We start from the raw sequence: 21,702 nt of genomic DNA, 5'->3' as shown, positions 1-21,702 counted from the left end.
ATCAATAGACACAACTGCCAACTTATACATTCAGCATCATAACATACTAATTTCAAATGTATTAATAGAGTCTCTCTTGCCTTAGTCATCAATGTGCTAGATAATACAATACTGCAAAGTTATTTAAAAAAGAGGCACAGCAATGAACATTGTTTTTTTATTTTATGAAGGCATGACTGCCTTAGATGCCATTGGGCCGCATGAAATTCTCTGTCGGCCGCCAGGCATCCAAGTGAAACGTGTCGCAAAATCTTCTGGCGAGATACTAACCGATTCTGGTTTAATACTCACCGCAGAATATAAGCTCGCTGATGTAGTAGACGCTGACATACTTCTTATTCCCGGAGCAGGCAAGGCTGCTTCATTAAAAGATTTTCCTGATATTTTAGAATGGGTGCGGAAAATTCATTCTTCAACCACTTGGACAACATCAGTTTGTACGGGCAGCTTAATTTTAGGCGCGGCTGGTGTGCTGTCGGGCATAAAAGCAACTACACACTGGGCGGCATTAGATCGTTTACCTCAGTATGGTGCGCAACCCACTCACTCCCGAATTGTGGAGTCCGGAAAAATTATCACCGCAGCAGGGGTGTCAGCAGGTATCGACATGGCGCTCGCTTTAGTAGAAAAAATATTCGACCGCCGTCTTGCTGAAGCATTGCAATTAGGTATCGAATATGATCCTGAGCCACCCTTTAATTCTGGCTCACCTGAGAAAGCTGATCCAGAGTTAGTAAAAATGATGCGTGAGAGAATGGTCGCTAAATTTGAAAATCCATACTGAAAATAGCAAGGTAAAATGAGTAATGACATCCATGAATAGCATAATCGACATACTATTAAGTTTTATTACCTTAACCATTCTAGAAATTGTTTTGGGGATCGATAATCTCGTATTTCTCGCCATCGCCTCTCAAAAGCTGCCGAAAAAACAGCAGAAAAAGGCAAGGCGAATAGGGCTAACACTGGCATGGATGATGCGCCTGTTATTACTTGCCTCAGCCGTTTGGTTATCCCAGTTAACAAAACCTTTATTTCATCTTTTTAATTTAGGCGTTTCAGGCCGGGATATTTTCCTGTTTGTCGGCGGTTTATTTTTGTTAGCCAAAGCAACTCAAGAAATTCATAACGAACTCGATACAGACAAACCCAAAACATCTATAAAAGTAAAGCGTAATAAATTTGCTTGGATCGTGGCGCAAATCGCTGTTTTAGACATTATTTTTTCACTCGATAGTGTTTTAACAGCCATCGGCCTAACACGCAACTTTTGGATTATGGCATCCGCCATTACCATTGCCATTCTCACCATGTTATTCGCGAGCGAACCATTAAGCCGTTTTGTGGAACGATACCCCAGCATTCGCATGTTGGCACTGAGCTTCCTTATCCTTATTGGCATGGTTTTAGTTGCAGATGCACTTCATTTTCATGTGCCAAGAGGATACGTCTATTTCGCGATGGGCTTCTCACTCCTGGTTGAATTCTTAAACCTCATTCGCCGTAAAAGGCATAAGGTTCAGAAGTAGTTGGTGCAGTTATAAAAACAAACGATAATCTACACGAAATTTTTCAATACGGCGCTTTTTCATGGGTGCCGACATTATATTTTATGCGATATATATCAATATTTGACATGAATGACCGTGGGTTGCGACTTGACATAAAGTAAAATGAATATGAGTTTTTACTATATATTGAGACAAACATGTGGGTTAAAACTTTTAGTAAAGAGTATCGAAATATTCATAAAGAAGCTATTTGGCGAGCATGGGTTGATGTAAATAATTGGCCTAAATCTAAATGGGATGCTGAGCTGGAATACTGTGAAATAAAAGCTAGCTTTTCAGAAGGTAATCAATTCATTTTAAAACCTAAAGGTGGGCCTAAAGTTCGCTTATGGCTCTCAGAAATCGTTCCAAACGTAAAATTTACAGATTACTGTAAATTTTGGGGTGCCACTATGTATGATGCACATGAACTTAAAGAAACTTCCGAAGGGATTGTAATCACCAATACGATAACAGTTAAAGGCTCGCTTGCATTTCTATGGGCAAATTTAGTAGCAAAAAATGTGGTGAAAGCTGTTCCAAACCAAACAGATCATTTAGTTGCATATCCAAGGAAAATGCATGGCTAAATATTCCTTTGGCTTTGATACCCCTGAAGAGAGCCCGGGCTTTTTACTGTGGCAAGTATCCATAACCTAGCAACGACTCATTAAAAATGCGCTTGATCCGTATGGTGTATCGCATGCCCATTTTGTCATTTTAGCAGTTCTACTGTGGTGCGAAGAAACAAATCATTCTCCCATACAATCGTTTTTTGTTTCTTAAAACTAAACTCGATAAAATGACTGTATCAGCTTCACTAAAAAAATTAGCATCTTTAAATCTCGTAAAGCGCAATGAACATTCCGTGGATACACGTGCGAAATCAGTTGCCTTAACGTCAAAGGGAAGGGCGCTTACTAAAAAACTCGTACCTCTTATTGAAAAAATTGATAAAGATTTTTTTGATTCCGTTAAGAAAACAGATCAACGCTCACTCATTAATATTTTAAATCAGCTTGTGTCTGAGCAATGAAGAAACGTGGATGAAAAGGATACAGTTGTCAAGAGGGGTGTTTAGTCTTTGTATTTTTGACCTTTCCCCCAAACTTAACACCATGACATGGATGAGATTTCCAATTATTCTACGACCGAGGAGATCTCAACATGAAAAAACGTTATACAGAAGAACAAATCATTAAAGCGATCAAAGAGCATGAAAGTGGCGCTAAGGTGGAAGACCTGTGCCGTCGCTTAGGCATATCTGGCGGTACTTTTTACAATTGGCGTAGCAAGTATGCTGGCCTAGAGGTTAACGAAGCTAAGCGCCTGCGAGAGCTGGAGTCCGAGAACAATAAGTTAAAAAAGCTGCTGGCTGAAAAGATGTTAGAAAATGAAGCGCTCAAGGATGTTGTTTCAAAAAAGTGGTAACGCCTGCTAGCAAGAAGCAGGTTGTTTGTCACTTAATGAGCGCCTTTAAGCTGAGTGAACGAATGGCCTGCAAGCTAGTCGGGCTAAGTCGAACGGCTTACCGTTACGGACCCAAAAAGCGACGAGACGAGTTGATTAGAGCTCGATTAAAAGAATTGGCAGCTCAGTATTCTCGGTATGGTTATTTAATGCTTCACAGCCTCTTAAAAGCAGAGGGGCTTGTCATGAATAAGAAAAAAACCTACCGGATTTACAAAGAAGAAAAGCTCCAGGTGCGTACAAAAAAGCGTAAAAAAATACAGCGACTACGATTAGTGATGTCATCACCGACTCAGAGAAATGAGCGTTGGTCGATGGATTTTGTTTACGATCAGCTGGCCAATGGAAGGCGTTTTCGTGTGCTAAACATTATCGATGATTTTAATCGTGAACTTATTGGCCAGCTAACAGCATTTTCTATATCAGGACGTCAGGTGGCACGCTTCCTAGCAGAGCTTAGTGAGCAACGCAGGCTGCCAAAACAAATTGTTTGTGATAATGGTACAGAGTTTACAAGCAAAGCAATGTTCTTTTGGTCCAGGGAAAACAAAACCAAGCTTGCTTTCATTCAACCTGGAAAGCCAACTCAGAATGCGTTTGTTGAAAGCTTAAATGGCAAGTTCCGCAACGAATGTTTAAATCAACACTGGTTTCGTTCAATTGAAGAAGCCCGACATGAAATCAACCAATGGAGAAAGCACTACAATACTAAAAGACCACACAGTTCATTAAATTATATGTAGAACTCTCGACTTGATCTGACAGTTGAGAGGGTCTGTAAATAAGATTGTGTAAATGCGATAGTCAGGGAAAGGTCGTTAAAATTATACGGAGTCTTTGACTATGGCAATGAAAACCAATAAATTAGATCCACAGGTTGTGGAATATTTTCTCAAACATACCAAGACCGCATCTGATATTTTCGGTGATACTGGTTTGTTAAAGGAGTTAAAAAAGGCACTGACGGAGCGTATTCTGGAAGGGGAGCTGACGGACGCGCTGGGTTATGCAAAACACGAAGTGTCTGGCAACAATAGTGGTAATTCCCGCAATGGGCACAGCCAAAAAACGATCAAAACAACAGATGGCGAGATGACCATTGAGGTTCCTCGTGATCGTAACAATGAGTTTGTACCGCAATTGATTCCAAAACATCAAACCCGCTTTGATGATTTGGATGACAAAATTATGAGTCTTTATGCACGGGGTATGACTACCCGTGATATTCAAGATCAGTTGAAAGATTTGTATGGCACAACTATTTGTTCGAGTCTCATTTCTACAGTAACCAACGAAGTGATTGAAGAAGTGAAGGCTTGGCAAAGTCGTCCGTTGGACAAGGTGTATCCGATTGTGTATTTGGACGCTTTAGTGATTAAAGTGCAGCAAGATAAAAAGGTTATCAATAAGGCATTGTATTTGGCTTTAGGAATTAATATCGATGGGCAAAAAGAATTGCTAGGTATTTGGATTAGCCAAAATGAGGGCGCTAAATTCTGGTTGAATGTATTAACGGAGTTAAAAAATCGAGGCCTAGAAGATATCCTGATTTGTTGCGTTGACGGGCTAACGGGCTTTCCTGATGCGATTGGCGCTGTGTATCCTAACACTCAAGTACAGCTTTGCATTGTACACATGGTGCGGAATTCATTGCGCTATGTGGGTTGGAAAAAGAAAAAAGAAGTGGCCGCTGACTTAAAAGCTATTTATTCGGCCAGTACGGTTGAAGAAGCAGAATTGGCGCTGACGAGTTTCTCTGAGAAATGGGATGCTGAATTTCCCTCGATTGCCAAAAGTTGGTTGACTCATTGGGAGCGCATTGTGCCATTTTTTGCTTATCCGGCAGAAATTCGGAGGGTGATTTATACCACTAACGCTATTGAATCACTGAACATGAGTATCCGAAAAGTTATTAAAAATAAACGAGTTTTTCCGTCGGACGATGCCGCTTTAAAACAACTCTATTTAGGGTTAAAAAATATAGCCAAAAAATGGACCATGCCGATTCGAGACTGGGGTGCCGCCATGAATCGTTTTGCCCTTATGTTTGAAGATCGCCTGGCGGATTTTGTATAAAACTTAAAATTCATAAGAGAGGAAATTAATTTGAACGCAATGTAGTTTTTGATAAAATTAAAAAATCAGTTAACACAATGGCTGATTCATAATTCTGACTGACGCGATTTACACAAACTAATAAACAGTCCCGCCTTTATCTCTGATAATCTTTCTTATCAGCGGAGATTCTCAAAAATTTAAGCCCTCCTAAAGTGCCAACGTAGCGCTATGCGAATAGTGACCTTCCCCCTAAACTAGTACCAGGACACCGATGAGATATTCATGTTAAGCAGCCTGTTTCGCAAATTCAATAGGCGGCATATAATTTGTAAACCTTCAGACTTGATCTGACACTCCTGGTCAGTTAGAGTAAAATTTAATTGACCAACCTTAAACAACCAACACGAGGAGTGTCATTATGACCAGTGTATCCGAAAAGATTATCAAACCCAAATTAGGTTTACTAGAGCTGTCTAAACAATTGGGAAATGTTTCACAAGCCTGTAAGGTTATGGGTTATTCACGCGACAGTTTTTACCGTTTCAAAACACTTTATGAAAATGGTGGCGAAGAAGCACTCCATGATATGAGTAAGAAGAAACCGAATGAAAAAAATAGAGTGCCGTTACATGTAGAAGAAGCGGTAATTGCTTTGGCTATTGAAAACCCAGCGTTAGGTCAGGCACGTGCGGCCAATGAATTACTGGCGCGAGGCATTATCGTATCGAGCAGCGGAGTTCGTTCGGTGTGGCTACGTATCGCTTTTGCGAAGTTATACACGGAGAAAACAGCGATGACGGCAGCTCATTTATTAAATGAACGTGTATTGCCATGGTTTAATGAGCAAGGTATCCGATTGCTGCGTATGCTCACGGATCGCGGGACGGAATATTGTGGAAAAATTGAGAACCACGCCTATCAACTTTATTTAGCAGTTGAAGACATTGACCATTCGAAAACACGCGCACGTTCTCCGCAGACCAATGGTATTTGTGAACGTTTTCATAAAACGATTAAACAAGAATTTTATGATGTTGCTTTTCGAAAAAAAATATATCGTTCCCTAGAAGAATTACAACAAGACGTTGATGCGTGGATCAAAACATATAATGAGGTCAGGCCCCATTCCGGCGAGCGTTGTTATGGAAAAACACCCATGCAAACTTTTCTTGATGCAAAGCATTTGGCACAAGAAAAAGAATTAGATAAACTATGTAAAACTATTCCAAGCGTGTCGGCAGATGAATTGAATAAGGCGCACAGTAATCACGACACGCAACTGGTAGAGGAGTAATTAGAATCCGATCTATCGGACAGAAAATATGTCCGATAAATCTCAACTGTCAGATCAAGTCGAGAGTTCTACAAACAAACGCATTCTGAGTTGGCTTTCCAGGTTGAATGAAAGCAAGCTTGGTTTTGTTTTCCCTGGACCAAAAGAACATTGCTTTGCTTGTAAACTCTGTACCATTATCACAAACAGGGACTGTTTATTAGTTTGTGTAAATCGCGTCAGTCAGAATTATGAATCAGCCATTGTGTTAACTGATTTTTTAATTTTATCAAAAACTACATTGCGTTCAAATTAATTTCCTCTCTTATGAATTTTAAGTTTTATACAAAATCCGCCAGGCGATCTTCAAACATAAGGGCAAAACGATTCATGGCGGCACCCCAGTCTCGAATCGGCATGGTCCATTTTTTGGCTATATTTTTTAACCCTAAATAGAGTTGTTTTAAAGCGGCATCGTCCGACGGAAAAACTCGTTTATTTTTAATAACTTTTCGGATACTCATGTTCAGTGATTCAATAGCGTTAGTGGTATAAATCACCCTCCGAATTTCTGCCGGATAAGCAAAAAATGGCACAATGCGCTCCCAATGAGTCAACCAACTTTTGGCAATCGAGGGAAATTCAGCATCCCATTTCTCAGAGAAACTCGTCAGCGCCAATTCTGCTTCTTCAACCGTACTGGCCGAATAAATAGCTTTTAAGTCAGCGGCCACTTCTTTTTTCTTTTTCCAACCCACATAGCGCAATGAATTCCGCACCATGTGTACAATGCAAAGCTGTACTTGAGTGTTAGGATACACAGCGCCAATCGCATCAGGAAAGCCCGTTAGCCCGTCAACGCAACAAATCAGGATATCTTCTAGGCCTCGATTTTTTAACTCCGTTAATACATTCAACCAGAATTTAGCGCCCTCATTTTGGCTAATCCAAATACCTAGCAATTCTTTTTGCCCATCGATATTAATTCCTAAAGCCAAATACAATGCCTTATTGATAACCTTTTTATCTTGCTGCACTTTAATCACTAAAGCGTCCAAATACACAATCGGATACACCTTGTCCAACGGACGACTTTGCCAAGCCTTCACTTCTTCAATCACTTCGTTGGTTACTGTAGAAATGAGACTCGAACAAATAGTTGTGCCATACAAATCTTTCAACTGATCTTGAATATCACGGGTAGTCATACCCCGTGCATAAAGACTCATAATTTTGTCATCCAAATCATCAAAGCGGGTTTGATGTTTTGGAATCAATTGCGGTACAAACTCATTGTTACGATCACGAGGAACCTCAATGGTCATCTCGCCATCTGTTGTTTTGATCGTTTTTTGGCTGTGCCCATTGCGGGAATTACCACTATTGTGGCCAGACACTTCGTGTTTTGCATAACCCAGCGCGTCCGTCAGCTCCCCTTCCAGAATACGCTCCGTCAGTGCCTTTTTTAACTCCTTTAACAAACCAGTATCACCGAAAATATCAGATGCGGTCTTGGTATGTTTGAGAAAATATTCCACAACCTGTGGATCTAATTTATTGGTTTTCATTGCCATAGTCAAAGACTCCGTATAATTTTAACGACCTTTCCCTGACTATCGCATTTACACAATCTTATTTACAGACCCCTTTGCAGCCCTCTTACTAACGCTCAATACCTTTTGCACGCGCTTTTCTAGTACGGCTAAGTTTATGAAATTAATGAAAGAGATGATGGAACTGCTCCGAAAGCGAGGTGATAAGATTTCATTTAATAAAGAAGTTCTTCTGGATTTACTAAAAAACTATCCTAGTAACACAATTAACATTCTAAGAGATGATGCTAAAGATGCTTTAAGCGATGATTCGTTGAAATTAATTATCGAACAGGTAACTGCAACGGAAAGAACACCTTCTCAAGTGATACATGCCTTATGTGTAGAACTCTCGACTTGATCTGACAGTTGAGATTTATCGGACATATTTTCTGTCCGATAGATCGGATTCTAATTACTCCTCTACCAGTTGCGTGTCGTGATTACTGTGCGCCTTATTCAATTCATCTGCCGACACGCTTGGAATAGTTTTACATAGTTTATCTAATTCTTTTTCTTGTGCCAAATGCTTTGCATCAAGAAAAGTTTGCATGGGTGTTTTTCCATAACAACGCTCGCCGGAATGGGGCCTGACCTCATTATATGTTTTGATCCACGCATCAACGTCTTGTTGTAATTCTTCTCAAGCGTGTCGCGATGCTCGTGATAGATTATTGCCATCCCTGTCAATAATCGACTCGCAATACGCGACAACTTAAATAGCCGCGGACGTCCTCGTCGCCCGCGCTCCGCGACCTCACGGCTCGACTACGCACGGGCTCTCAAATGACTTGACGGCTCGTAAAGATTTTTTGCAGTCGCTTACGCTCGGCAAAAAATCCGAGCCTACCGCGGAATACGCGCCTTCGCTTCGCTCTCCATGTTGGACTTTGGATAAATTTATAAAAATAATTAAAAATTGCTTGACATAGAAACCGAAAAAAAATTTTACGTTGTAAACAACGTTTGTTCGAAAAAATAAAATAAGGAACAAACGATGTTAGCGACAGAAAAACTAAAACAATTCCGTACATTCCTCTACAACATCTTCCCCGCGCGACGCGATGCCAATATGAATTTACTCGATGCCCTTTCAAGCCATGGCCATCGCTGCAAAACACCCATAGAATTATGTGAATCGCCATACTTTGAACGTGAATACAGTAGTATTACCGATGCGATTAGCGATGGTTTGTCGGTAGCAAATTGTTGGGATAGCATGATGAAAATACAATATGAACATGTGAGTCATAGCGATGACCGTGTGATCATTATTGCGGATACGACACCACAGTCGCGTCAAAGTGCACACTGTGTTGAAGATCGCCATGTGGTTTACAGCCCTAATCCAGCACCGGGTAACAAACCGATTACCATTGGACATGAATATTCAACGGTATCACTATTGCCCAATGATGGTGCAGCTCAAGAAAAGCATTGGTTAGTTCCACTGGATACGAGGCGCGTTAAAAGCGATGAAAAAGGCAATGTAGTTGGGATGCAGCAAATTAACCGTTGTATTGCAGACTTAGCGCTTACTCATAAATTGGTGGTTAGCGTGGCTGATTCAAAATATGGTACAGAAGCTTGCCGTAAACTGGTTAGCGAAAATCCCAATTGGGTACATCTTTTCCGTTTTAACAGTACCCGTAATGTTTTCGCGCCCGCATCAATAGAAGATAATACCTCAGGAAGTATAAAACGCTATGGTGATGCGATGAAACTAAACGACAGCACGACTCACCGTGAATCCGATGAGATTGTGCAGCAACCCATTACAACCCGCAGTGGCAAAACTTACCAATTGGAGATTAAAATATGGCGTGACCAATTACTGCGTGGTTCAAAGCAATTTAAAGGATATGAGCATCCTGTTACTGTTGTGCAATTGGTTGCGGTTGATGCTAACGGTAAATCTTTATATAAAAATCCACTCTGGTTAGGACTCGCTGGTGAACGACGTAATGAAATCACAGCATTAGAAGCCTATCACTATTACGATAGACGCTATGACATTGAACACTACTTTCGTTTTGGTAAAGACAAACTGTTATTTGACCGATACCAAACACCGGATGTTAAGCACGAAGAAGATTGGTGGCGGATGACAGCATTAGCGTATACGCAACTTTATCTAGCGAGGAATCTTGCCCCGATTTTACCGAAAAAATGGGAGCGGTATTTGCCGAGCTTCCAAGTGGATAACGAAAAACCATCAATAACTGCGACCCCTTCACAAACGCAACGGGGTTTTTCTACGGTGCTTGATACCGTTGGCACGCCTGCTAATCTCTGCAAACCACGCGGTAATCCGCAAGGCAGAACCAAAGGTGATACGCAGGGGAAACGCACGCGACATCCTGCTATTTTCAAAAATAGCAACTCAAAAATTAAAACGATTCAGAGGACTGAAGAAAAGACGCAAAACTCAGACCCTGAAAAAATAGAGGATTTGATTGGGATAGTAAAATCATGGTTGGATAAAATAAATTTTACACCTGAGAAATTCTACGAATTGCTGCAAAAAACAGCTTAAGATTTAGAAACTCACATTTTTTGATTATTGTCCTAACTGGCAAGGGATTTTATTTATCCAAAGTCCAATCCATGGCGCGCATCGAGGGAACGATATATTTTTTTTCGAAAAGCAACATCATAAAATTCTTGTTTAATCGTTTTATGAAAACGTTCACAAATACCATTGGTCTGCGGAGAACGTGCGCGTGTTTTCGAATGGTCAATGTCTTCAACTGCTAAATAAAGTTGATAGGCGTGGTTCTCAATTTTTCCACAATATTCCGTCCCGCGATCCGTGAGCATACGCAGCAATCGGATACCTTGCTCATTAAACCATGGCAATACACGTTCATTTAATAAATGAGCTGCCGTCATCGCTGTTTTCTCCGTGTATAACTTCGCAAAAGCGATTCTGCTATAGGTATCGACAAAAGTCTGCTCATAAATACGGCCAACGCCCTTCATCGTGCCAACATAATACGTATCCTGAGAACCTAAATAACCTGGGTGTTCTGTTTCAATCTCGCCGTGCGCTTCTTTTTCTCGTTTTGATTTTTCTAATGCTTGTCATTGTTCTTCCGTTAATAACATACCGTCTTGCGCCGATTTCGCTTCAAGCGCTTTTAGTCGCTTCTTAAAAGTCTCTAGATCATTACGTAGCCACACCGAACGAACTCCGCTGCTCGATACGATAATGCCTCGCGCCAGTAATTCATTGGCCGCACGTGCCTGACCTAACGCTGGGTTTTCAATAGCCAAAGCAATTACCGCTTCTTCTACATGTAACGGCACTCTATTTTTTTCATTCGGTTTCTTCTTACTCATATCATGGAGTGCTTCTTCGCCACCATTTTCATAAAGTGTTTTGAAACGGTAAAAACTGTCGCGTGAATAACCCATAACCTTGCAGGCTTGTGAAACATTTCCCAATTGTTTAGACAGCTCTAGTAAACCTAATTTGGGTTTGATAATCTTTTCGGATACACTGGTCATAATGACACTCCTCGTGTTGGTTGTTTAAGGTTGGTCAATTAAATTTTACTCTAACTGACCAGGAGTGTCAGATCAAGTCTGAAGGTTTACACATGAGCATGGCGAGGCTCGTTTTTCGCGGGAAATCACCCGCAAATGACGCTCCACATCCCGAGGGCACATAGTCTTGAATTTCAATTGCTTGGCTTACGCGATTGGCGTTACTGTTTTTCGGGAATCGCCCTCCTTGGCTGCTAAGTACTTCCGTGGTACTTACGCCCGCAAAACAGTAACCCCAATCTCTCTGCCGCAATTGAAATGCTGTTCGATAATGGATGACTCAACCTAACCTCGTCATCCCGGAAATTTTGCATAGGGATATGCAAAGTTATCCGGTATCCAAACCGTTACCCGGGATGGAAAAAAATCACGTCATTCCAAGCAACGCGAGAAATCTCATTGGAACGTCAACCAGCTATTCTTTATCGTCAGACTTTTTTGCATACACCGTATTCGCTGGCATATCGCGATCGGAATAAAAGCTAATTAACTTGAGCGGCTTTTGAGTCAAATTAATGACATTATGGACCGTGCCTTCTGGAATAAAAATCATGTCGCCGGCTGTCACCGTTGATGTTTTACCATCGAGCACAGCTTTCCCACGACCTTGCACAATCAGAATCATTTGATCAAACTTATGTGTTTCAGAGCCAATTTCATTTTTAGGGTTAGTAATGGGTGATACGTTCATAAAAACAACTTGGCCGTGTTCTGCAGTCACGAACGACACTTTCCAGTTGGTGTTTTGAGCGGCAACATTTAACAGTTTCGGCGTGACACCTGCCGGGTTCAGCGCAAAAGACAGGTTAGGTATCAAACAAGCAAGAATGCACAGTAGCAAATATCTCATGAGGGGCCTCCTTTCCAATAATTTCTTGAATTTCCTATGCCACATTATAAATGGGAAAAGGAAAAATTTTCAATACCCTATAGTCCCAACCATCGGATAAAGTGTTTGTCAGTTTTGATTTCGGCGGGTGGTTTATGTTCAAAATAAACGGTGTGATATTCGCTGCCTAGCGTCACCTTCTTGATTTTACCGAGCGACACTATTTTCATTTCTGTCGTATAATAACCGCGTTTTAACTTAACGTCGGGGACAACTAAATAGAAAATCTCTAATCCTTTTTTACCATTGTTTTCGGTAGAGTTGTCGGTGATTAGCTTTTTAAACTCTTCATTGGTTAGCGCGATGTATTCTTGCTGATTGATTTGGCGACGCAGCATGCGCTTGAGCGGCGGTTTTGCTTTATACAGGTGTTGGTAATCATCCGCCTTGATCACGATGATGGGCTCGTTCTCTTCGCGTTTGTTGTCTTTGTTGACATCCACATATAAGATCGGCTGGCGATGTGTCTCTTCGGGAATGTCGGCCTCGTTATTGAGATTGGCCGTGTTTAAATGATTTGAGGCATCACAGTTCAGAAATTTAGAATTGGTGAGCCATTGTTTATCAGGATAATACACGACGAAGAATGTATCGTCTTTAATGACTTCAATGATTGGCATGGTTTCGCTTTTTGGCAATACGGGGCAGCCCCAACTTCGTCCAGGCCTGCCATATTTTTTAATGAAATCTTCTTCTACATACCACGCACCGTGCATGACGATGAAGCGTTTGTATGCATTGCTATTAAAATTCCCATCGATTCCCATTAATTTTAATGAAGCACCGTGTCGACCTCGATACGCATCTTCTGTCATAAATATGCCGAGGCTACTAGTTTTGCTGTTAAGTTTATTCGAAAAATGGTTTGTCATTAAGGTGCCTGATTTAATCGCATGTGAAATATAAGTGTGAAAAAGCAATTTATTTTTTGCCAAGTCAAACACCCATAATCGTTTTTGATTGGAGGGTAATGAATAATCAATGATCGTTAAAATGTGGTTGTGCTCAATGTCATTTTTATTCGCACACGTTAGGGCCATGATAACGGCGTTGATAACTTTATCGTGCAGCGTTGGTGCCTGCTTGTGTAGCGCTTTTTTAATTTCGGGTAGTGGTTTGATCGGTATTTTAGGTGGTTCGGGGTTGTAATCAACATGGCGCACATCGTTGGTAATCTCTACCGAATCTCCCGATGCAGAAGGGGCTGTCGGTGCCGAGCTGGGGTCGTTCGCCTTGATGCCGTCAAAACCAGCCACAGCAAACACCAGTGCCAATAGTGTTCCCTTCAAGTCCTTCATTTGTACAAATATAGAACAATCTGTGGGTTTTGGGGTGCTCTTGGGGCTTAAGTTGGCTTAGCTCGCCCTAAGCCTATTGGCACATAGTTAATAGCCATTAGATCGATTTTTGTGAGAACTCGCATGGGTTTATTTTTTTCTGCGAGCGGTTTGTGTGATCTTCCCTCACTTTACCGGACACATTTTTTTTCGATTTTACGCAGCACATTCAAGCGCAACAGGGGTCTTGTAGTCAATAGCTGAATGCATTCTTCTGTGATTGTAATAGCCTTCAATATACTGAAAAAGACTTTGCCTTGCTTCAGCGCGTGTTGTGTAATCATTCACATGCACAAGTTCCGTTTTTAGGGTATGGAAAAAACTTTCTGCAATGGCATTATCCCAACAATTAGTCTTTCTGCTCATTGAACCAATCAGCTTGTTTTGCTTGATGATTTCCCTATATTTTTTCGAACAATATTGACTGCCCCGATCAGAGTGTATAATCACTTGCTTTGGATATTTTCGTTTGAATAACGCCATCAATAACGCATCACACACTAAATCTTGTTTCATGCTTTTATTCATTGACGAGCCAATAACCGAACGTGAATGCACATCGATAACCACCGCTAAATACAACCAACCTTCACGGGTTGGAATGTACGTCAGATCACTCACCCATTTTTGATTGATCGCCGTTGTCGTGAAATCTCTCTTTAAAATATTCTCAAAAATAGGCTTGTTGTGACCCGAGTCTGTGGTTATTTTAAATCTACGCTTGGCAAGTGCTTTTAAGCCCATGGAGCGCATACGCCGCTCAATACGCGTGTGACTGCAGGAAATCGATTCCGCTTGCAATGCACGAGTTATACGTGGTGAACCGTAACGTTGTTTGTTTCTCATATAAATTACCTTAATTTTTTCATCCGATGCGCGCCATGGAGAGCGAAGCGAAGGCGCGTATTCCGCGGTAGGCTCGGATTTTTTGCCGAGCGTAAGCGACTGCAAAAAATCTTTACGAGCCGTCAAGTCATTTGAGAGCCCGTGCGTAGTCGAGCCGTGAGGTCGCGGAGCGCGGGCGACGAGGACGTCCGCGGCTATTTAAGTTGTCGCGTATTGCGAGTCGATTATTGACAGGGATGGCAATAATCTATCACGAGCATCGCGACACGCTTGTAATTGTTGGTTTGCTTGCTCACGTGGGCTCATAGGTCGCGATAGCCAGTCATAATAACCACTACGACTGACACCCAGTACATCACATAGCAAGTTAATTCGGTAATCCCCCCACAAATTAGAGGTACTTAAAAGTAGAATTTTCTCGTAAACTAAACAGAGGAGATTCAAGATGAAAAAATCGAAGTACCCAGACAGCCAAATCATTTCGATACTGAAGCAAGCTGAAGGTGGAACACCCGTTCCCGATCTGTGCCGAGAGCATGGTATAAGCAATGCCACGTTCTATAAGTGGCGAGCCAAGTATGGTGGGATGGATGCATCCATGATGACGCGCTTAAAGGAGCTTGAAGAGGAAAATCGTCGCCTGAAAAAAATGTATGCTGAAGAACGCTTAAAAGCCGAGATCATTCAGGAGGCTATGCAAAAAAAGTGGTAAAGCCATCTCAGCGCAGAGAGATGGCAAGGAATTGCGTTAAGAATAAGAAAGTAAGCATCCGAGTTGCTTGCAAGGCATTTGCTATTAGTGAAACATGCTATCGTTATGAGCCGCTAGTATCGGATGAAAATACAGTGATTGCAGACTGGCTTATTCGGCTAACGAGCACATGGCTTAACTGGGGTTTTGGACTTTGCTTTTTATACTTACGTAACGTCAAAGGCTTTGCCTGGAACCACAAACGTGTTTACCGCATTTATCGAGAACTAGCGTTAAATCTAAGAATAAAGTCTAAAAAACGCTTCATGCGACGTAAACCAGAAGCGCTATGCACTCCAGACTCAGTAAACCAAGTATGGTCTATGGACTTTATGCATGATCAACTGGGCGACCAAAGATCCTACCGCTTGTTTAATGTTATTGATGACTACAATCGAGAAGGGCTTGGGATTGATGTTGACTTATCGCTTCCAGCTGATCGCGTGATACGAGCCCTTAATCAAATCATTGAGTGGCGAGGCAAACCGATTGCGCTGCGCTGCGATAATGGACCTGAATACATTAGCGGTAAGCTAATGGAATGGGCAGAAAAGAAAGGTATTGAGCTTTTTTATATTCAGCCTGGAAAACCCCAACAAAATGCGTACATTGAACGTTTTAATAGAACAGTGCGATATGACTGGCTTAACCAAGATATTTTTACAACGATAGAGGAGGTTCAACAAAAAGCCACCCGTTGGCTCTGGCATTATAATAACGAAAGACCTAATCGGGGTCTGTAAATAAGATTGTGTAAATGCGATAGTCAGGGAAAGGTCGTTAAAATTATACGGAGTCTTTGACTATGGCAATGAAAACCAATAAATTAGATCCACAGGTTGTGGAATATTTTCTCAAACATACCAAGACCGCATCTGATATTTTCGGTGATACTGGTTTGTTAAAGGAGTTAAAAAAGGCACTGACGGAGCGTATTCTGGAAGGGGAGCTGACGGACGCGCTGGGTTATGCAAAACACGAAGTGTCTGGCCACAATAGTGGTAATTCCCGCAATGGGCACAGCCAAAAAACGATCAAAACAACAGATGGCGAGATGACCATTGAGGTTCCTCGTGATCGTAACAATGAGTTTGTACCGCAATTGATTCCAAAACATCAAACCCGCTTTGATGATTTGGATGACAAAATTATGAGTCTTTATGCACGGGGTATGACTACCCGTGATATTCAAGATCAGTTGAAAGATTTGTATGGCACAACTATTTGTTCGAGTCTCATTTCTACAGTAACCAACGAAGTGATTGAAGAAGTGAAGGCTTGGCAAAGTCGTCCGTTGGACAAGGTGTATCCGATTGTGTATTTGGACGCTTTAGTGATTAAAGTGCAGCAAGATAAAAAGGTTATCAATAAGGCATTGTATTTGGCTTTAGGAATTAATATCGATGGGCAAAAAGAATTGCTAGGTATTTGGATTAGCCAAGAAGTGTGTCGCGATGCTCGTGATAGATTATTGGCATCCCTGTCAATAATCGACTCGCAATACGCGACAACCTAAATAGCCGCGGACGTCCCCGTCGACAGCGCTCCGCGACCTCGCGGCCGACTGCGCACTGTCTCCAGATGACTCGACGCCGCCTACAGATTTTTGCCACTCGCTACGCTGCCTACGGAACTCCGTTCCTTCGGCACTCCGCTCTGTCAAAAATCGGCGGCTGCCGCGGAATACTCGCCATCGGCTTCGCCTCTCCATGGCTCGCATCGAATGAGGGCGCTAAATTCTGGTTGAATGTATTAACGGAGTTAAAAAATCGAGGCCTAGAAGATATCCTGATTTGTTGCGTTGACGGGCTAACGGGCTTTCCTGATGCGATTGGCGCTGTGTATCCTAACACTCAAGTACAGCTTTGCATTGTACACATGGTGCGGAATTCATTGCGCTATGTGGGTTGGAAAAAGAAAAAAGAAGTGGCCGCTGACTTAAAAGCTATTTATTCGGCCAGTACGGTTGAAGAAGCAGAATTGGCGCTGACGAGTTTCTCTGAGAAATGGGATGCTGAATTTCCCTCGATTGCCAAAAGTTGGTTGACTCATTGGGAGCGCATTGTGCCATTTTTTGCTTATCCGGCAGAAATTCGGAGGGTGATTTATACCACTAACGCTATTGAATCACTGAACATGAGTATCCGAAAAGTTATTAAAAATAAACGAGTTTTTCCGTCGGACGATGCCGCTTTAAAACAACTCTATTTAGGGTTAAAAAATATAGCCAAAAAATGGACCATGCCGATTCGAGACTGGGGTGCCGCCATGAATCGTTTTGCCCTTATGTTTGAAGATCGCCTGGCGGATTTTGTATAAAACTTAAAATTCATAAGAGAGGAAATTAATTTGAACGCAATGTAGTTTTTGATAAAATTAAAAAATCAGTTAACACAATGGCTGATTCATAATTCTGACTGACGCGATTTACACAAACTAATAAACAGTCCCTTCAATCTCGCCGTGCGCTTCTTTTTCTCGTTTTGATTTTTCTAATGCTTGTCATTGTTCTTCCGTTAATAACATACCGTCTTGCGCCGATTTCGCTTCAAGCGCTTTTAGTCGCTTCTTAAAAGTCTCTAGATCATTACGTAGCTACACCGAACGAACTCCGCTGCTCGATACGATAATGCCTCGCGCCAGTAATTCATTGGCCGCACGTGCCTGACCTAACGCTGGGTTTTCAATAGCCAAAGCAATTACCGCTTCTTCTACATGTAACGGCACTCTATTTTTTTCATTCGGTTTCTTCTTACTCATATCATGGAGTGCTTCTTCGCCACCATTTTCATAAAGTGTTTTGAAACGGTAAAAACTGTCGCGTGAATAACCCATAACCTTGCAGGCTTGTGAAACATTTCCCAATTGTTTAGACAGCTCTAGTAAACCTAATTTGGGTTTGATAATCTTTTCGGATACACTGGTCATAATGACACTCCTCGTGTTGGTTGTTTAAGGTTGGTCAATTAAATTTTACTCTAACTGACCAGGAGTGTCAGATCAAGTCTGAAGGTTTACACCCGATGCTTTACTGCTAATATCATATAATTTTTTTGCATCCAGCCCTAATTTTTCAGCTAAAACGAAAGCTTCACTAACACCAATCATGGAAATGCCTAGAAGCATATTATTACAAATTTTTGCAGCGGCACCATTTCCATCACGACCTGCGTGAATAATATTTTTACCCATTACATTTAAAATAGACTTTGCTTTTTCAAAATGATGAGTTTCTCCGCCCACCATAAAAGTTAACGTTGCTGCCGTGGCTGCAGCCACACCACCGGATACAGGTGCATCCACCATTGCGATGTTTTGTGATTTTGCCTGTTCGTGTATTTTTCTAGATTCCATAACATCAATCGAGGAGCTATCAATAAATAATGCATCTGGCTTGTTTAAGTGTGCAAACACACCTTCATCACCCAAACAACATTGTGCAACTTGATTCCCTTTTTGCAGCATGGTAATGACCACATCAGAATCATTAGCAATGTCAGCGAGTGATTCGGCAACAACAGCACCTTCTTGGACTAAGGCTTGCATTGCCTCTTGATTGAGATCAAAAACTTTAACGTGGTACTTATTTTTAAGTAGATTTTTAACCATCGGATTACCCATATGGCCTAATCCAATAAAACCGATTGTTGTCATAAAATTCTCCTCTTGGAGACAACGTTATTCGTTGGTTGGCATATGATAACCCGTGCCCTTTCGATTTGTTTTGGGCCAACGCGACGTAATTGTTTTTGATTTTGTGTAAAAATGCACGCTTTCAGAGCCATGCATATGTGTGTCTCCGAATAAAGAACGTTTCCAACCGCCAAATGCATGATACGCCACAGGAACAGGAATCGGTACATTAATACCCACCATTCCTACCGTCACTTTATGTGCGAATTTATGCGCTGCTTCACCATCCCGTGTAAAAATAGCAACACCGTTGCCGTATTCATTGGCATTTACTAAATTTATAGCGCTATCAAGGTCTGGCACACGAACGATGGATAGCACAGGACCAAAGATTTCATCTTTATAAATTCGCATCTCTGGTTTAACTTTATCGAATAAACAGGCACCCATGAAAAAGCCATCTTTATGTCCAGGCATTTTGAAATCACGACCATCCACAACCAACTCTGCACCTTCTTTCACGCCGATATCAATATAAGATTTGACATGCTCGAGATGTTGTTCCGTCACTAGCGGGCCCATCTCTGCACCCGATGTTGTGCCTGGCGCAATTTTTAAATGGGGGATTTTTTCTTTTAATCGTGTCACTAATGCATCACCTACTTGATCAGTAATGGCAACGGCTACCGAAATCGCCATACAGCGTTCGCCGGCAGCACCGTAGGCAGCACCCAATATAGCTTCCGCAGCCTCATCGATGTCTGCATCCGGCATGATGAGACAATGATTTTTAGCACCACCAAATGTGTGTGATCGTTTTCCATGTGCGATAGCGGTTTTATAAATGTGTTCGGCGACCGGTGTGGAGCCGACACAACTCACAGCAGCAACATCTGGATGTGTAATCAAAATATCAACGACTTCTTTATTACCGTTAATGACGTTAAGAACCCCATCGGGCAATCCTGCTTCTTGTATTAATTCGGCTAACAACATAGCAGACGATGGATCTTTTTCTGATGGTTTTAATATAAATGTGTTACCACACGCAATCGCTGGGACCAGCATCCAATTGCCAATCATCACGGGGAAATTGAATGGCGTGATGCCAACACAAACACCTAACGGCTGTCGAATAGTATAGCAATCAACTTGAGTACCGACGTTTTCAGAGTAAGAACCTTCGATGCGCGCCATGGAGAGCGAAGCGAAGGCGCGTATTCCGCGGCAGGCTGGGATTTTTTGCCGAGCGTAAGCGACTGCAAAAAATCTTTACGAGGCGTCGAGTCAGTTGAGAGCCCGTGCGTAGTCGAGCCGTGAGGTCGCGGAGCGCGGGTGAGGAGGACGTCCGCGGTTATTTAAGTTGTCGCGTATTGCGAGTCGATTATTGACAGGGATGGCAATAATCTATCACGAGCATCGCGACACGCTTGTTAATAAATAGGGTATGCCACACATAAATTCTACTAATTCAATAGCGCGTAGCACTTCACCCTTTGCATCATCAAGAACTTTACCGTGTTCAGCAGAGAGTAGCTCTGCCAATTTGTCGATATTTTTTTCCAAGAGTATTTTATATTTAAAAATAAGGCGTGCCCGCTTAAGGGGTGTCACTGCGGACCAAGCAGGAAATGCTTTTTTAGCAGCCTCGATTGCCGCCTCGACTTCTTGGGGATTGGCAAAAGCAACTTCTGCGGTCACCTTACCCGTTGCGGGATTATAAATATCGTGCGTGCGATCATTTTTATCGACACCGAATTTACCATTGATAAAATGCCCGATGGTTTTAGTCATTTCCCCTCCGTTAGGATGAAGGCACTACTCGAAATTCATTGGCGAGATTATTCTATCACTTTTGCAACACTTCGCTCAAGAAATGAGGTGTCTCAAGGTGCTAGACGTTTAATTTTCCACTGCTCTCCTACTTTTTCATAGCAAAATCTATCATGTAAACGATGTTCAGCACCAAGCCAAAATTCCATTCGGTCTGGAACCAAGCGAAACCCACCCCAAAAATCAGGGCACGTCACCTCTTCACCTTCTGCAAATTTTTGTTGTCCTTCAATGTGACGTTCTAATAAATATTCCCGACTGGGAATTTCCTGACTTTGCTCTGAAACCCAAGCGCTAATTTTGCTTTCATAGGGACGAGTATTAAAATAATGCTGTGACTCTGCTTTTGTGATTTTTTTAACTTTACCTTCTATTCGCACCTGCCGATATAATTTTGGCCAATAAAAGACGAGCGCAGCGTGAGGGTTTTCTAACAGTTCTTTAGATTTACGACTATTATAATTAGTAAAGATTAAAAACCCTTCCTTGTCGATCCCTTTGTACAGCACAACTCGAGCTGAAGGACATCCTTTCGCATTTGCTGTTGCGAGCGTCATAGCATCGGGGGATTCTTCACCCGATTTTCTAGCTTCTTCATACCAGTGTTCAAACTGTTTTAATGGATCACTTAATAAGTCTTCTTTGTGCATTTAGATCCCCCATTTTTTTTATTCAAAATAAAATAATCAATATTTTCTTGCCATTTTCTTTTTCGAAATGGATTATCCGTACAAAACTGTGCTCTATCATAATCAATCGATGCGCGCCATGGAGAGCGAAGCGAAGGCGCGTATTCCGCGGTAGGCTCGGATTTTTTGCCGAGCGTAAGCGACTGCAAAAAATCTTTACGAGCCGTCAAGTCATTTGAGAGCCCGTGCGTAGTCGAGCCGTGAGGTCGCGGAGCGCGGGCGACGAGGACGT

Annotated in this window: 22 protein-coding genes and 5 pseudogenes; 13 read left to right on the top strand and 14 right to left on the bottom strand. The window is 41.9% G+C overall.

Going from position 1 to position 21,702, the window contains the following annotated elements; all coding sequences use genetic code 11:
• The first annotated feature begins 142 nt into the window (after positions 1-142).
• The 7 genes from ACJMKR_RS05730 (at position 143) to ACJMKR_RS05700 (ending at position 6,372) form a co-directional block, all read left to right on the top strand.
• Positions 143-784: a DJ-1/PfpI family protein gene (locus ACJMKR_RS05730; protein ID WP_423064161.1), complete on the top strand. Its 642-nt coding sequence runs from the start codon at positions 143-145 to the stop codon at positions 782-784.
• 22 nt (positions 785-806) lie between these two features.
• A complete protein-coding gene (locus ACJMKR_RS05725; protein WP_423064160.1) occupies positions 807-1,529 on the top strand; it encodes a TerC family protein in 723 nt (240 codons plus the stop codon).
• A gap of 179 nt (positions 1,530-1,708) precedes the next feature.
• The gene (locus ACJMKR_RS05720; RefSeq protein ID WP_423064159.1) at positions 1,709-2,140 is read left to right on the top strand and encodes a hypothetical protein; all 432 of its coding nucleotides are present in this window, start codon (positions 1,709-1,711) and stop codon (positions 2,138-2,140) included.
• A gap of 185 nt (positions 2,141-2,325) precedes the next feature.
• Positions 2,326-2,586, top strand: a complete 261-nt coding sequence (locus ACJMKR_RS05715; RefSeq protein WP_423064158.1) for a MarR family winged helix-turn-helix transcriptional regulator — start codon at positions 2,326-2,328, stop codon at positions 2,584-2,586.
• A gap of 131 nt (positions 2,587-2,717) precedes the next feature.
• Positions 2,718-3,763 (top strand): IS3 family transposase gene (locus ACJMKR_RS05710; RefSeq protein ID WP_423064157.1). Its coding sequence is split into 2 segments (ribosomal slippage): positions 2,718-2,967 and positions 2,967-3,763, totalling 1,047 coding nucleotides; the frame shifts between segments, so codons are not numbered across the junction.
• Positions 3,764-3,863: 100 nt separating this feature from the next.
• Positions 3,864-5,096 (top strand): IS256 family transposase, encoded by a 1,233-nt coding sequence (locus ACJMKR_RS05705; protein ID WP_423062605.1) that lies wholly within the window; start codon positions 3,864-3,866, stop codon positions 5,094-5,096.
• 400 nt (positions 5,097-5,496) lie between these two features.
• Positions 5,497-6,372 carry an integrase core domain-containing protein gene (locus tag ACJMKR_RS05700; RefSeq protein ID WP_423064156.1) on the top strand — a complete coding sequence of 292 codons (876 nt, stop codon included), beginning with the start codon at positions 5,497-5,499 and terminating at the stop codon, positions 6,370-6,372.
• A gap of 73 nt (positions 6,373-6,445) precedes the next feature.
• On the opposite strand, the pseudogene ACJMKR_RS05695 reads toward ACJMKR_RS05700, so the two are convergent.
• Together ACJMKR_RS05695 and ACJMKR_RS05690 are read right to left on the bottom strand one after the other, a co-directional pair.
• Positions 6,446-6,559 (bottom strand): annotated as a pseudogene (locus ACJMKR_RS05695) (IS3 family transposase); the annotation flags it as partial.
• Between the two features lie 133 nt (positions 6,560-6,692).
• On the bottom strand, positions 6,693-7,925 hold the full coding sequence (locus ACJMKR_RS05690) for an IS256 family transposase (RefSeq protein WP_423062355.1): 1,233 nt from the start codon (positions 7,923-7,925) through the stop codon (positions 6,693-6,695).
• Positions 7,926-8,061: 136 nt separating this feature from the next.
• Between ACJMKR_RS05690 and ACJMKR_RS05685 the strand changes: the two genes are divergently transcribed.
• Positions 8,062-8,304 (top strand): hypothetical protein, encoded by a 243-nt coding sequence (locus tag ACJMKR_RS05685; protein ID WP_423064155.1) that lies wholly within the window; start codon positions 8,062-8,064, stop codon positions 8,302-8,304.
• A gap of 54 nt (positions 8,305-8,358) precedes the next feature.
• Here the strand turns inward: ACJMKR_RS05685 and ACJMKR_RS05680 are convergent.
• Positions 8,359-8,586 (bottom strand): annotated as a pseudogene (locus tag ACJMKR_RS05680) (hypothetical protein); the annotation flags it as partial.
• 148 nt (positions 8,587-8,734) lie between these two features.
• Between ACJMKR_RS05680 and ACJMKR_RS05675 the strand changes: the two are divergent.
• Positions 8,735-8,875 (top strand): hypothetical protein, encoded by a 141-nt coding sequence (locus tag ACJMKR_RS05675; RefSeq protein WP_423064154.1) that lies wholly within the window; start codon positions 8,735-8,737, stop codon positions 8,873-8,875.
• A 65-nt stretch (positions 8,876-8,940) separates the two neighbouring features.
• Positions 8,941-10,479 carry a transposase gene (locus ACJMKR_RS05670; protein WP_423062300.1) on the top strand — a complete coding sequence of 513 codons (1,539 nt, stop codon included), beginning with the start codon at positions 8,941-8,943 and terminating at the stop codon, positions 10,477-10,479.
• Between the two features lie 80 nt (positions 10,480-10,559).
• Here ACJMKR_RS05670 and ACJMKR_RS05665 read toward each other — a convergent pair.
• The 4 genes and pseudogenes from ACJMKR_RS05665 to ACJMKR_RS05650 all read right to left on the bottom strand — a co-directional run.
• A pseudogene (locus ACJMKR_RS05665) lies at positions 10,560-11,453 on the bottom strand (IS481 family transposase); the annotation flags it as partial.
• A gap of 454 nt (positions 11,454-11,907) precedes the next feature.
• Positions 11,908-12,342 carry a cupin domain-containing protein gene (locus tag ACJMKR_RS05660; RefSeq protein WP_423063817.1) on the bottom strand — a complete coding sequence of 145 codons (435 nt, stop codon included), beginning with the start codon at positions 12,340-12,342 and terminating at the stop codon, positions 11,908-11,910.
• 77 nt (positions 12,343-12,419) lie between these two features.
• Complete coding sequence (locus tag ACJMKR_RS05655) at positions 12,420-13,679, bottom strand: murein L,D-transpeptidase catalytic domain family protein (RefSeq protein ID WP_423064153.1); 1,260 nt, start codon at positions 13,677-13,679, stop codon at positions 12,420-12,422.
• A gap of 195 nt (positions 13,680-13,874) precedes the next feature.
• Positions 13,875-14,690 (bottom strand): IS3 family transposase, encoded by an 816-nt coding sequence (locus ACJMKR_RS05650; RefSeq protein WP_423064152.1) that lies wholly within the window; start codon positions 14,688-14,690, stop codon positions 13,875-13,877.
• 319 nt (positions 14,691-15,009) lie between these two features.
• Between ACJMKR_RS05650 and ACJMKR_RS05645 the strand changes: the two genes are divergently transcribed.
• The 3 genes and pseudogenes from ACJMKR_RS05645 to ACJMKR_RS05635 form a co-directional block, all read left to right on the top strand.
• Positions 15,010-16,058 (top strand): IS3 family transposase gene (locus ACJMKR_RS05645; protein ID WP_423063820.1). Its coding sequence is split into 2 segments (ribosomal slippage): positions 15,010-15,262 and positions 15,262-16,058, totalling 1,050 coding nucleotides; the frame shifts between segments, so codons are not numbered across the junction.
• 62 nt (positions 16,059-16,120) lie between these two features.
• On the top strand, positions 16,121-16,831 hold the full coding sequence (locus ACJMKR_RS05640) for an IS256 family transposase (protein ID WP_423064151.1): 711 nt from the start codon (positions 16,121-16,123) through the stop codon (positions 16,829-16,831).
• A gap of 194 nt (positions 16,832-17,025) precedes the next feature.
• Positions 17,026-17,634, top strand: a pseudogene (locus ACJMKR_RS05635) (IS256 family transposase); the annotation flags it as partial.
• Positions 17,635-17,820: 186 nt separating this feature from the next.
• Here the strand turns inward: ACJMKR_RS05635 and ACJMKR_RS05630 are convergent.
• The 7 genes and pseudogenes from ACJMKR_RS05630 to ACJMKR_RS05600 all read right to left on the bottom strand — a co-directional run.
• A pseudogene (locus ACJMKR_RS05630) lies at positions 17,821-18,243 on the bottom strand (helix-turn-helix domain-containing protein); the annotation flags it as partial.
• Between the two features lie 72 nt (positions 18,244-18,315).
• Positions 18,316-18,969 (bottom strand): NAD(P)-dependent oxidoreductase, encoded by a 654-nt coding sequence (locus tag ACJMKR_RS05625; RefSeq protein ID WP_423064150.1) that lies wholly within the window; start codon positions 18,967-18,969, stop codon positions 18,316-18,318.
• A gap of 24 nt (positions 18,970-18,993) precedes the next feature.
• Positions 18,994-20,136 (bottom strand): CoA-acylating methylmalonate-semialdehyde dehydrogenase, encoded by a 1,143-nt coding sequence (mmsA, locus tag ACJMKR_RS05620; protein ID WP_423064196.1) that lies wholly within the window; start codon positions 20,134-20,136, stop codon positions 18,994-18,996.
• Positions 20,070-20,213, bottom strand: a complete 144-nt coding sequence (locus ACJMKR_RS05615) for a hypothetical protein (protein WP_423064149.1) — start codon at positions 20,211-20,213, stop codon at positions 20,070-20,072. The genes mmsA and ACJMKR_RS05615 overlap by 67 nt, the downstream gene beginning before the upstream one ends.
• Positions 20,214-20,358: 145 nt before the next feature.
• A complete protein-coding gene (locus tag ACJMKR_RS05610; RefSeq protein ID WP_423064148.1) occupies positions 20,359-20,742 on the bottom strand; it encodes an aldehyde dehydrogenase family protein in 384 nt (127 codons plus the stop codon).
• 92 nt (positions 20,743-20,834) lie between these two features.
• Positions 20,835-21,431: a pyridoxamine 5'-phosphate oxidase gene (pdxH, locus tag ACJMKR_RS05605; RefSeq protein WP_423064147.1), complete on the bottom strand. Its 597-nt coding sequence runs from the start codon at positions 21,429-21,431 to the stop codon at positions 20,835-20,837.
• The gene (locus ACJMKR_RS05600) at positions 21,410-21,640 is read right to left on the bottom strand and encodes a hypothetical protein (RefSeq protein ID WP_423064146.1); all 231 of its coding nucleotides are present in this window, start codon (positions 21,638-21,640) and stop codon (positions 21,410-21,412) included. The genes pdxH and ACJMKR_RS05600 overlap by 22 nt, the downstream gene beginning before the upstream one ends.
• Between the last annotated feature and the right edge of the window lie 62 nt (positions 21,641-21,702).

Origin of the sequence: Candidiatus Paracoxiella cheracis (assembly GCF_049348705.1) — a bacterium.
Taxonomy (GTDB): domain Bacteria; phylum Pseudomonadota; class Gammaproteobacteria; order Coxiellales; family Coxiellaceae; genus Paracoxiella; species Paracoxiella cheracis.
This window is presented reverse-complemented; position numbering and strand designations above follow the sequence as displayed.

Excerpts from the sequence above, each read along its gene's own strand:
- ACJMKR_RS05610 (WP_423064148.1), bottom strand. The coding sequence starts at position 20,742 with ATGACTAAAACCATCGGGCATTTTATCAATGGTAAATTCGGTGTCGAT.
- ACJMKR_RS05625 (WP_423064150.1), bottom strand. The coding sequence starts at position 18,969 with ATGACAACAATCGGTTTTATTGGATTAGGCCATATGGGTAATCCGATG.
- ACJMKR_RS05720 (WP_423064159.1), top strand. The coding sequence starts at position 1,709 with ATGTGGGTTAAAACTTTTAGTAAAGAGTATCGAAATATTCATAAAGAA.
- ACJMKR_RS05690 (WP_423062355.1), bottom strand. The coding sequence starts at position 7,925 with ATGGCAATGAAAACCAATAAATTAGATCCACAGGTTGTGGAATATTTT.
- ACJMKR_RS05705 (WP_423062605.1), top strand. The coding sequence starts at position 3,864 with ATGGCAATGAAAACCAATAAATTAGATCCACAGGTTGTGGAATATTTT.
- ACJMKR_RS05700 (WP_423064156.1), top strand. The coding sequence starts at position 5,497 with ATGACCAGTGTATCCGAAAAGATTATCAAACCCAAATTAGGTTTACTA.
- ACJMKR_RS05670 (WP_423062300.1), top strand. The coding sequence starts at position 8,941 with ATGTTAGCGACAGAAAAACTAAAACAATTCCGTACATTCCTCTACAAC.
- ACJMKR_RS05660 (WP_423063817.1), bottom strand. The coding sequence starts at position 12,342 with ATGAGATATTTGCTACTGTGCATTCTTGCTTGTTTGATACCTAACCTG.
- ACJMKR_RS05730 (WP_423064161.1), top strand. The coding sequence starts at position 143 with ATGAACATTGTTTTTTTATTTTATGAAGGCATGACTGCCTTAGATGCC.
- ACJMKR_RS05685 (WP_423064155.1), top strand. The coding sequence starts at position 8,062 with ATGAAATTAATGAAAGAGATGATGGAACTGCTCCGAAAGCGAGGTGAT.
- ACJMKR_RS05655 (WP_423064153.1), bottom strand. The coding sequence starts at position 13,679 with ATGAAGGACTTGAAGGGAACACTATTGGCACTGGTGTTTGCTGTGGCT.
- ACJMKR_RS05640 (WP_423064151.1), top strand. The coding sequence starts at position 16,121 with ATGGCAATGAAAACCAATAAATTAGATCCACAGGTTGTGGAATATTTT.
- ACJMKR_RS05725 (WP_423064160.1), top strand. The coding sequence starts at position 807 with ATGACATCCATGAATAGCATAATCGACATACTATTAAGTTTTATTACC.
- pdxH (WP_423064147.1), bottom strand. The coding sequence starts at position 21,431 with ATGCACAAAGAAGACTTATTAAGTGATCCATTAAAACAGTTTGAACAC.